A 10,865-nucleotide genomic window follows, 5' to 3' on the forward strand; every position below is an offset into this window, starting at 1 on the left:
TGACTTTTACATCTTTCAGATTGGAAGACGGTTATGATTTCTTATATATCTACAACGGATCAAGTACGGAAGCACCATTAGTAGGTGGAGCAGGTTTAACCGGATTAACATTGCCGGCACCAATCGAATCGACTGCAGCTGACGGAGCTTTAACCATGAAATTCGTTTCTGATGCAGGTGTAACCGATACAGGATGGGTGGCAACAACTTCTTGTACGCCTTCTTTAGGATTGGAAGATGCTGTGTATATGGATTATTCGTATTACCCGAACCCGGTTAACGGTTTTGTAAATATTGCATCAAAAGATGCAATAACAGAAATTCAGGTATTTAATGTTCAGGGACAATTGTTATATAACAGTCAGTTGAACGACCTGGCAACAAAAGTAGATATGACGGCTTATGCAACCGGAACCTACCTTTTCAAAATGAAAATCAACAACCAGACCGTGAATTTTAAGGTTGTTAAATTATAAGTAAAATAACAGCAACAGCTACTAAAAGCCGCTTACCGATCAGGGTAAGCGGCTTTTTGATTTATACGCCTTGTTGTAAAGCAAAGTGTAAGGGTTTTTAATGACAATTAAGATCGTGTTACAGACAAAAAAATCAGATTTTATTTTCAAAGGGTTCAAATAATTATCTTTTAAAAACAAAATGTTCAGAATGTTGTAGAAATGATCACAAATTATTTTGAACAGTAATGTAAAGTGTAATTAAATAGGAGGAGCCGGATTAACGGGAACAACATTGCCGGGATCAATTGAATCTACAGCTACCGATGGTGCGTTAACCATGAAATTTGTTTCCAGAGGTAAAGCACCCGGATGGGTAGCAACTACTTCTTGTACGGGTACGTTGGGATTTGACGATAGTGTCTATTTGGATTATTCCTATCATCCGAACCCGGTTAATGGTTTTGTGAATATCGTTTCCAAAGATGTAATTTCCGAAATTCAGGTGTTTAATGTACAGGGACAATTGTTATATTCAAATCGATTAAACGACCGAACCACAAAAGTAGATCTGTCGGCCTATGCAACCGGAGCCTACTTCTTTAAGATGAAAATCAACAACCAAACGGTTAATTTTAAAGTTGTTAAAATATAATTAAAATTATCAGATTCGGAATGAAAAAGCCATTTGCTTGTCAAAGTAAGCGGTTTTTTTATTTTCAATTCCTTATCTTTGTTTAGAAAACAAAAAACTAACTATGTACGAAATTATTCAAAAAGGCCATTCCGGATTGGCTTACTTAGCTTTATTGGCTTTATTCATCGCTGTAATTAATGCTTTTTTAGGAATGAGTTCCAAAAGAGATTTCGAACCAAAAGACAGAAGAATTTCACTTTTTGGATTGATCTTTTCTCATATTCAGTTGCTTTTCGGTTTTATCCTATATTTTGTTTCACCACTGGGTTCGGCATCTTTCGGACAAATGAGTAACAGTGCGCTTCGATTAACTTCTTTGGAGCATCCACTAATCAATATCATTGCCATAGCATTGATCACCATTGGTTGGTCGAAACATAAAAAAGCAGCTACCGGAACGGATAAATTCAAGAAAATAGCCGTTTTCTATGCGATAGGATTGCTTTTAATACTAAGCAGAATACCATGGAGTTTATGGTTTAAATAAAATAAAGGCCCGTAAGGGCCTTTTTCAACTTGGCATATTTCTTGCCTTTCATCATCTAAAAAACGAATAGAATGAAAAAAGTAATAGTTTACATCGTATTTGTTACACTGGCTGTTTTGTTAATCAGTACAACAACCGGAAGGGTTTTCGCTTTTCAGGCAGATCCGAAAGTGAAAGTTAACGATACGATAAAAAAAGATTCTATCACGATTCAGGGAGGTCTTAAGCTTAAGAATTATAAGAAAAATGTACATGCATCGTATTATGCCGACCGATTTAATGGAAGAAGAACCGCAAGTGGTCGGAAATTTGACAATGCAAAATATACAGCCGCTCATAGAAATTTACCTTTCGGAACCAAAATAAAAGTAACGAATGTAGCCAATAAAAAAGCCGTTATCGTAGAAGTAACCGATCGCGGGCCATTCTCACGAGGACGAGAAATTGACCTTTCTAAAAAAGCATTTATGGAAATTACCCACGGAAAAGGCCGTGGATTTGTTAACGTAAATATCGAAGTGATTCAGGATTAAACTATTCGAGTTTACTTCCTTTTGCTGCCCACCATCCCATAGTTTCCACTTCCAATCGTCCGGATTTTACCGCCGGATCTAGTTTTGCCAGACTGTCGGCTTCGCGTAATGTAGGCGTGTTAAAAACCAGAATGCCCGAAATAGTTTCGTGTTTGTCCATAGGACCGGCAAGGCTGATTTTTCCGTTTTTATGCAACCAGGAAAGATGTTCCATATGTTTTTTCTGAATTTCCTCAGCGTCTTCTTTTGGTTGGGTTCTGTTCGGACCTTTTTTTAATAAGACTAGAAAATATTTTTGCATCACATAAGTGGTACCATTGTCCTGATAACTAAAAGTCTCCGGGACAGCTCCGGTTGGAATGGATGGCGTTTGGGCTGTTTTCTTAGGACTGCTACAGGATAAAACCGCAAGCAGAAAAAGTAAAGTATACCGCGGCGTTTTCATTTTACCAGTGTTTATAAGGGTTGTTACTTAAAAAAGCATTGTAATACCGTTTGTCGCCGGTAACTTCGGATCCGAGCCAGTCCGGCTTTTCAAAAAGCTCGTCTTCCGATTGCAATTCCACTTCGGCAATGATCAGTCCTTCATTGGCACCGGAAAAGACATCCACTTCAAAAGTGTGATTCCCTTTTCGGATTTCATAACGGACTTTGTCGATAACACCTTTTTCGCAGAGCGGCAGGAGCGTTTCAGCATCGGAAACCGGAATTTCCGTTTCCCATTCCAAACGAGTCGTTCCGGAAGCATTGCCGATACCTTTAACGGTTAGAAAACCTTTTTCGCCCTTAATACGAACGCGAACCGTTCTTTCCGGATCGGAATTAAGATAACCTTGTACGATCCTGTTTTGATGATGTGATTCGGTAATAAAAGCCTCGGATTTGACTAAAAACTTTCGCTCGATTTCCTGCATTTCTGGAGAAATTAATATAAATTAGGAGCAAGTTAAGAAAATTATAGCTCCCGGATCGTAATTTTGCCACAGAATAATTTACCAAAAACAAGCGCATGAATTTAAGACATAAGCTACAATCAAAGACAACGATAGAAAACCTGTTTGATAAACATTTTGAAAACCAGCGGTATGTCTCTGAAGATAGCTTACATTTTTTAGTGGATCTGGTACATTTGTTCCGACCAAAAAAACCGCAGAAACAAGCGACGGTTTCCATCGAAAAATTACTTTATTTTCTGGAAGAGCATCCGGATAAACGCGAATTACTGATTGGCTATCTGGCGCAGTTGTTCAAAGAACGAAAGTTCAGCCGGATGTTATCGGACGCTGCGATTTTACAGGATGCCGATTTTGTCTTCGAAGTCAAAAAAAGATTATTAGCCAAAGTACTGCCCTATCAACCACAAAAAGACACCCTTCAATATATACTGAATCAGGTTTTTTATCTGAATTCAGATGGCATTTGGATCAAAAAAGTTCCAATGGAAGAATTATTGCGATTATTTGATCTGCTTTCGTTTCGGGATATCTATGTTTCGGTTAAAGAAAAATCACCATTATCCGAATTGCTCAATGTGATGAACCTGATTCCGCAGCGTATGAGCGGAAGAGCGATGGAAAATGATGTGATCAAAATGGTACCGGAATACAGTCAGTTTGAAAGTCCGTTTACGGCTTTTGAAAAAGAATTGCAGGAAATTATCGAAAAAATACGTACCGGAGAACAACATGCGATTACCTCCGATGATTTGTTGTACAAGCAATTGCTAATCCTGCACAAACAATGTGAAGAATATGTCGACAAAGCCTTTGCGAACAGTTCGAAATACGGAATTTCGATCAAGGTAAACCAAAGCCTCTTGCGCATTCGACAGCAATTGTACCGTATGAAAATCCTGATTCCGTTATTGGTTGTCAATAAAGAAGAGGATAAAAAACACAATACGATTCAGTTGGCATTACAGCTTATCAAATTTAACTGTTATAAAAACAACGTTGGTCAGTTGATCAATGAAAGTACACAGTTGCTTTCGTATGAAATCACACAACACACGGCCAAAACAGGAGAACATTATATTACCGAAAGCCCGAAAGAATACTTCGGAATGCTTAAAGCCGCTTTAGGAGGTGGTTTTATCGTTGGGATATTGTGTATCATCAAATTGTTGTTTTCCAAAATAGAAACCAGTGCTTTCGGACATGCATTTCTGTATAGTTTAAACTATTCGCTTGGTTTTATTGCGATTTACCTTTGTGGTTTTACATTGGCTACAAAACAACCGGCAATGACCGCAGCGACGATCATTCAGGCGTTGGAAAAGGGAATGAAAAAACAAGGAAAAACGGAAAACAAACACAGTTCGTTCGCCAAATTATTCGCCCGTTTGTTCCGATCTCAGTTTATCGCATTTGTCGGAAATGTTGTTATGGCTTTTCCGGTTTCCTTATTGGGAATTTGGGCGATCGATCAGGCTTTCGGTTACAATATAGCCGAAACGAAATGGCCCAAACTATTAGGTGATCTGAATCCGATTTTTTCGCCTGCCATTTTTCACGCTTCCATAGCCGGTGTATTCCTGTTTTTGTCGGGGATTATTTCCGGAAGTATTTCCAACCGAAACAAACACAATCAGGTGTATTACCGTATTCAGGAGCATCCGTTTTTAAAAATGAGTTTTGGTGTCGAAAAAACCAAAAAAATAGCCAATTGGTTTGAACACAATTGGGCCGGTATCGTTTCGAATGGCTGGTTTGGGGTTTTCCTGGGAAGTACAGCGTCGATAGGGATCTTTTTGGGGTTAAATCTGGACATCCGACACATTACATTTGCGAGCGGAAATTTTGCCTTAGGATTATACGGAATGGATTTTAAAGCGGATTTATGGATGATCGGCTGGAGTATTTTAGGAATTGGTCTGATCGGATTTATGAACTTTATTGTCAGTTTTGGTCTGTCGATAGGATTGGCGTTCCGTTCCCGAAACATACCGCTTTCGGAATTCCGACTTTTAAACAAGGCCATCTGGATTCATTTTAGAAAACGGCCGCTATCGTTTTTTATCCCGGTAAAAGACAAACGGGAAGAAGAATCCGTGTCCTGATTTCGTCTGGTTTATAGCCTATATTTACTTTATGGAAACGACCCCAAATTTCAGAAAGATTATCCACGTCGATATGGATGCGTTTTATGCTTCCGTAGAACAAATGGACAATCCGGAATTAAAGGGGAAACCGGTAGCCGTTGGCGGAAGTGAAGTCAGAGGAGTGGTTTCGGCAGCGAGTTATGAAGCCCGAAAATTTGGTGTTCGAAGTGCGATGAGTGGCTATATGGCGCGAAAAAACTGCCCGGAACTTATTTTTGTCCGTCCCCGTTTTGATCGGTACAAAGAGATCTCCAAAAAAATCCGAAAAATATTTTACGAATATACCGATCTGGTCGAGCCGCTTTCGCTGGACGAGGCCTATCTGGATGTGACGGAAAACAAAAAAGGAAATCCGAGTGCCACACTGATCGCACAGGAAATCCGGAAACGTATTTTTGAGGAAGTTGGGCTAACAGCTTCGGCGGGTATTTCGGTGAATAAATTCCTGGCAAAAGTGGCCAGTGACTATAACAAACCCAACGGACAAAAAACGATTAATCCCGAAGAAGTGATCCAATTTTTGGAAGAACTGGACATCAAAAAATTCTATGGGATTGGAAAAGTAACGGCCGAAAAAATGTACCAGAGCGGGATTTTTACCGGAAAAGATTTAAAATCAAAATCGCTGGACTATCTGGAAGAACATTTTGGAAAAAGCGGAACTCATTATTACAATATTGTAAGAGGGATTCATAATAGCGCGGTAAAACCGGATCGGATGTTAAAATCGGTTGGTGCCGAAAGAACTTTCAATGTCAATTTATCGTCCGAAATATTTATGGTTGAAAAGCTGGAAAATATCGCAAAAGAATTGGAAAAACGGATGAAGCCGTATAAAATAGCCGGAAAAACGGTGACCTTAAAGATCAAATATTCCGATTTTACATTACAAACGCGTAGTAAAACCTTACCCTATTTTATAGCCGATAAAGCCCTGATTCTCGAAGCGGCCAAAGAATTGTTGTATCAGGAAAAAATGAAAGATTCCGTGCGATTGCTCGGCATTTCGTTGCACAACCTGAATACGGAAATCAAAAAAACCGTTGCGGTACAGTTGCGGTTTGACTTTTAAAAAACAAAACCTGCCGGAATCGACAGGTTTGTATTATTTTATAATCGTATGATTAGCTGATTTGAGAGATACGCAGGGTATTTACCATTCCTTTGTCAATCACCGGCATTGCGGCTAGATTAATCATCATATCGCCTTCTTCCACAAATCCTTTCTCTTTGGAAATACGGTTGATGTCTTCTACAGTATCATCGGTACTCACCAATTTGTCGTAGTAAAACGTATGTACACCCCAAAGCAGACCTAGCTGCGTTACGATTTTTTTGTTGGACGTAAACACCAAAATATGAGAATGAGGACGCCAGGCCGAAATCTGGAAAGCCGTGTAACCACTATTGGTTAACGTTGAAATTGCCTTTGCATCGATATCGTTGGCCATCAAAGCCGCGTGATAACAGATTGATTTGGTGATATAACGTTTGGTTCGAACCAATGGCGGATTTTGTGGAACCTTGATTAAGGGCGAATTCTCAACACTTTCGATAATCTGTGTCATTTTTTCAATTACCTGAACCGGATAGTTCCCTACGGAAGTTTCTCCGGAAAGCATTACCGCATCGGCACCATCCATAACCGAGTTGGCTACGTCGTTTACTTCGGCACGGGTTGGCGTTAAGCTGGTGATCATCGTTTCCATCATCTGTGTCGCGATAATAACCGGAATACGGGCTGTTTTGGCACGGTGAACCAGTTTTTTCTGAATCAACGGAACTTCCTGAGCCGGAATTTCAACACCAAGATCACCACGGGCAACCATTAGTCCGTCGGCAAAAGCAACGATTTTATCAATATTTTCAACCGCTTCGGGTTTTTCGATTTTAGCGATAATCGGAATTTTATGATCGGAATGTTTGGCGATTAAATCCTGAAGATCTTCCAGATCTTTTGGTGTTCTAACAAACGATAAGGCAATCCAGTCCACTTGGTTTTCAATAGCGAAAATCGCATCGCGGATGTCTTTTTCCGTTAAAGCCGGTAATGAAACTTTAGTATTTGGCAGGTTTACTCCTTTTTTCGATTTCAACGGACCACCTTGAATTACCACGGTTTTTACCTCGGTATTTTTATCGGTTTCCAGTACTTCAAAAATCAGTTTTCCGTCATCCAAAAGAATACGTTCTCCGGGATTTACATCTTTTGGAAACTCTTTGTAATTCATATACACCCTTTCGGCAGTTCCCAGAATATCTTCTGCAGTAGTAAACGTAATGGTGTCACCTTTACTCACTACTACGTCTTCTTTCATGACACCGACGCGAAGTTTTGGACCTTGCAGGTCGGCAAGAATAGAAGTGGTATAACCAAATTCATCGTTTAGTCCTCTAATAATATCGATACGTTCTTTAACATCCGTATAGTCAGCGTGAGAAAAATTAATTCGGAAGACATTAACTCCTGTATCAATCATTTCTTTTATTATTTCTCTTGTACTACAAGCAGGGCCAAGTGTCGCTACGATTTTTGTCTTTTTTCTTGTCAGCATTGGTATTAGAAAATTAAATTATTTTTCGATTTTAGTTTGTTTTGTTCGATTTTGTAGGCCGTGGTAATCTGTTTGATTGTCAATAGCTGATCAATCAGTTGGTCCAGGTCAAAAAAATCGTCTGTATTTTCAATTTTTATGATATAATCCACTTTTTTGAGCTCCGGCAACAAATATATGTTGGTTGCCATATCAAATTCCGTTTCCTCAAAAAGGGATGTGGCTTTCGTTTGTCGGGTAACCAGCGTTGTTTTATTTGGAATCAGACTCCAGAATAATTCATGTGCTTCGTCGTCGAAAATAAAGCGGGTAAAATGACTTTTTCCTTCCGGTACCTGAATACCAATATCCTTACCGCTTTTTTCGAATGTAACGGGAAGTTTCTGGTTGATAAAATAGGCTAACCGATAGTCTTCCAGGGTCGAATGAATTGCAATCAACTCATAATCTTCGGAGATAAAATCGTTAATCAGTAGTTTATGAATAGCCATATTCTTTGAAAAAAATCCAAGGGTAAAGATACTACATTAAAGATTTAAAAAACAGGAAAGTAAGGTTGTTAACGATTATTTAGCAAAGACCGCACTTACTTTTTGTTAATTTTTTCCTGGAATGCGAAATAGGCACGTTGTGAGGCTTTTTCCTCCGCCTTTTTCTTGGAGGTAGCTCTGGCTTTGGCTACGATTTTGTTGTCGATCTTTAGTTTTACGCCAAAATATTTGATTCCTTCATTGCCGTTATCTTCAAAAACGTCGTACTGGAAGGTGTGTTTTTCTTTCTGACACCATTCGATCAGCAGACTTTTGTAGCTGATTACTTTTCCTTCGAGTTTGGCGATATCCACATAAGGAACGATCACTTTTTTATGGATAAATTTTTCGCAATAGGTAAAGCCGCGATCCAGATAAATAGCGCCAATTAAGGCTTCGAATAAATTACCGTGGATATTTTCGCCAAAATGCTGCGTCGATACTTTACTTTCCACATAGCGGATCAGATTCAAGTCTTTGCCCAGTTCGTTCAAGTGTTCGCGGCTAACGATTTTAGACCGCATTTTGGTCAGGTAACCTTCGTCGCCGGTTGGGACTTTATTGAACAAATGTGCCGCAATTACCGATCCTAGCATAGCGTCGCCCAAAAATTCAAGACGTTCATAATTCATCGGATTTCCTTCGTCATCGGATTTATTCATCGAACGATGGGTAAAGGCTCTGCGGTAATGAATTAAGTTTATGGGTTTGAATCCCACTATTTTAGAAACTTCATCAAAAAAAATCCCGTCTTCATTAGAGCGGGAATTTGAAAATATTTTTTTGATAATACTCATTACAAGACTACAGATCCAATTTTTTCACAAGTACACATGCATTGTGACCACCAAAACCAAATGTATTGCTCATAACCACTTTCATGTCTCTTTTCTGAGCCTGGTTAAAAGTAAAATTCAATTTACCGTCGATGTTTTCATCGTCTGTAAAATGGTTGATCGTTGGCGGAACGATTCCGTGTACAATCGAAAGGATAGAAGCTATGGCTTCGATGGCTCCGGCAGCACCCAACAGGTGACCGGTCATCGATTTGGTAGCGTTCAGGTTTAGGGTATAGGCATGTTCGCCAAATACGTGTTGGATTGCTTTACTTTCGGCAATATCACCAAGAGGTGTCGAAGTACCGTGCATATTCACACCGTCTACGTCGGTTGGTTGTAAACCGGCATCGCGTAAACAGTTTAGCATTACGTTTTTCGCACCAAATCCTTCCGGATGCGGAGCGGTAATGTGATGTGCATCGGCCGACATACCACCACCGCTTATTTCGCAGTAGATTCTGGCACCACGAGCGACTGCATGTTCGTATTCTTCCAAAACCAAAGCACCGGCACCTTCACCTAAAACAAAACCTTCACGATCTTTGTCCATCGGACGGGAAGCCGTTTTTGGGTCATCATTTCGGGTTGATAAAGCATGCATGGCGTTAAAACCACCCATTCCGGCAATGGTAACGGCTGCTTCCGATCCTCCTGTAACCATCACGTCAGCGTGATTTAAACGGATGTAGTTAAAGGCATCGATAAGCGCATTTGTAGAAGAAGCACAAGCAGATACCGTAGTAAAGTTTGGTCCTCTGAAACCGTATTTAATAGAGATATGGCCACCGGCAATATCAGCAATCATTTTAGGGATAAAGAAAGGGTTGAATTTCGGGATGCCGTTACCTCTTGCAAAATCGGTTACTTCCTGTTGGAACGTTTCCAACCCGCCAATTCCGGATCCCCAGATCACACCTACTCTGTCTTTGTCTAATTTATCAAAATTGAAATTCGCATCGTTAACCGCTTCTTCTGATGATACCATTGCATATTGTGCATAGCGATCCATTTTTCGAGCTTCTTTACGATCTATGAAATTCTCAACATTAAAACCTTTTAATTCGCAGGCAAATTGTGTTTTGAAGTTGGAGGCATCAAAATAAGTAATTGGAGCAGCTCCGCTTACACCGTTAATAAGACCATTCCAGTATTCCTGAATATTGTTTCCAATAGGAGTAAGAGCACCTAATCCTGTTACTACAACTCGTCTTAATTTCATACGTTCAATTTTATAGTTTCAATTTAAACAAAAATACCCATGTTGTTTTCTTTTATAAACTAAAGGAAACATGGGCAATTTGATAGTATATTTAATGATTGTTACCAATCAGTTGTATTTCTTAACCAAATACCTGTTGAAAAATAATAACACCCATGTATTCACAGTAGCACTGGAACACATGGGATTAATGAGGTTATTATTTTTTAGCTTCTTCTATGTAAGAGATAGCTTGGCCAACAGTAGAAATGTTTTCAGCTTGGTCATCTGGAATTTGAATATCGAATTCTTTTTCGAACTCCATAATAAGCTCAACAGTGTCTAATGAATCAGCTCCTAAATCGTTAGTGAAGCTTGCTTCCGTTACAACTTCGTTTTCGTCAACACCTAATTTGTCTACGATAATCGCTTTTACTCTTGATGCAATGTCTGACATAATCTTTAATTTTA

13 protein-coding genes are annotated in these 10,865 nt (G+C 39.4%); 6 read left to right on the forward strand and 7 right to left on the reverse strand.

The genetic code is table 11. From position 1 onward, the window contains the following. The 4 genes from Q1R07_RS00490 to Q1R07_RS00505 form a co-directional block, all read left to right on the forward strand. On the forward strand, positions 1 to 476 hold a 476-nt coding region (locus tag Q1R07_RS00490; protein WP_300484884.1), incomplete at its 5' end, for a T9SS type A sorting domain-containing protein. A gap of 274 nt (positions 477 to 750) precedes the next feature. Continuing rightward, a complete protein-coding gene (locus Q1R07_RS00495; RefSeq protein ID WP_300484886.1) occupies positions 751 to 1,110 on the forward strand; it encodes a T9SS type A sorting domain-containing protein in 360 nt (119 codons plus the stop codon). A gap of 103 nt (positions 1,111 to 1,213) precedes the next feature. Then, the gene (locus Q1R07_RS00500; RefSeq protein WP_300484888.1) at positions 1,214 to 1,639 is read left to right on the forward strand and encodes a hypothetical protein; all 426 of its coding nucleotides are present in this window, start codon (positions 1,214 to 1,216) and stop codon (positions 1,637 to 1,639) included. A gap of 71 nt (positions 1,640 to 1,710) precedes the next feature. Next, on the forward strand, positions 1,711 to 2,172 hold the full coding sequence (locus Q1R07_RS00505) for a septal ring lytic transglycosylase RlpA family protein (RefSeq protein ID WP_300484890.1): 462 nt from the start codon (positions 1,711 to 1,713) through the stop codon (positions 2,170 to 2,172). 1 nt (position 2,173) lies between these two features. Here the strand turns inward: Q1R07_RS00505 and Q1R07_RS00510 are convergent, their stop codons facing one another. Both Q1R07_RS00510 and Q1R07_RS00515 read right to left on the reverse strand, forming a co-directional pair. Next, entirely contained in the window at positions 2,174 to 2,617 is a 444-nt protein-coding gene (locus Q1R07_RS00510; protein ID WP_300484892.1) for a YciI family protein, read from the reverse strand. Between the two features lies 1 nt (position 2,618). Then, positions 2,619 to 3,086, reverse strand: coding sequence for a CYTH domain-containing protein (locus Q1R07_RS00515; protein WP_300484894.1), 468 nt, complete (start codon positions 3,084 to 3,086; stop codon positions 2,619 to 2,621). Positions 3,087 to 3,181: 95 nt separating this feature from the next. On the opposite strand from Q1R07_RS00515, the gene Q1R07_RS00520 reads away from it, so the two are divergent. After that, on the forward strand, positions 3,182 to 5,230 hold the full coding sequence (locus Q1R07_RS00520; protein WP_300484896.1) for a recombinase: 2,049 nt from the start codon (positions 3,182 to 3,184) through the stop codon (positions 5,228 to 5,230). 31 nt (positions 5,231 to 5,261) lie between these two features. After that, complete coding sequence (dinB, locus tag Q1R07_RS00525) at positions 5,262 to 6,344, forward strand: DNA polymerase IV (RefSeq protein ID WP_300484899.1); 1,083 nt, start codon at positions 5,262 to 5,264, stop codon at positions 6,342 to 6,344. A gap of 52 nt (positions 6,345 to 6,396) precedes the next feature. Here dinB and pyk read toward each other — a convergent pair whose 3' ends face one another. The 5 genes from pyk to Q1R07_RS00550 all read right to left on the reverse strand — a co-directional run bounded on the left by pyk (position 6,397) and on the right by Q1R07_RS00550 (position 10,851). Beyond that, positions 6,397 to 7,827 carry a pyruvate kinase gene (gene pyk / locus Q1R07_RS00530; protein WP_300484901.1) on the reverse strand — a complete coding sequence of 477 codons (1,431 nt, stop codon included), beginning with the start codon at positions 7,825 to 7,827 and terminating at the stop codon, positions 6,397 to 6,399. Between the two features lie 5 nt (positions 7,828 to 7,832). Further along, positions 7,833 to 8,318 (reverse strand): IPExxxVDY family protein, encoded by a 486-nt coding sequence (locus Q1R07_RS00535; protein WP_300484904.1) that lies wholly within the window; start codon positions 8,316 to 8,318, stop codon positions 7,833 to 7,835. 95 nt (positions 8,319 to 8,413) lie between these two features. Next, positions 8,414 to 9,154, reverse strand: a complete 741-nt coding sequence (gene rnc / locus Q1R07_RS00540) for a ribonuclease III (RefSeq protein ID WP_300484907.1) — start codon at positions 9,152 to 9,154, stop codon at positions 8,414 to 8,416. 7 nt (positions 9,155 to 9,161) lie between these two features. Next, positions 9,162 to 10,415 carry a beta-ketoacyl-ACP synthase II gene (gene fabF / locus Q1R07_RS00545; RefSeq protein WP_300484908.1) on the reverse strand — a complete coding sequence of 418 codons (1,254 nt, stop codon included), beginning with the start codon at positions 10,413 to 10,415 and terminating at the stop codon, positions 9,162 to 9,164. A gap of 199 nt (positions 10,416 to 10,614) precedes the next feature. Then, positions 10,615 to 10,851, reverse strand: coding sequence for an acyl carrier protein (locus tag Q1R07_RS00550; RefSeq protein WP_019037482.1), 237 nt, complete (start codon positions 10,849 to 10,851; stop codon positions 10,615 to 10,617). Positions 10,852 to 10,865: the final 14 nt, after the last annotated feature.

It is taken from the genome of Flavobacterium sp., from assembly GCF_030146175.1.
GTDB lineage: Bacteria > Bacteroidota > Bacteroidia > Flavobacteriales > Flavobacteriaceae > Flavobacterium.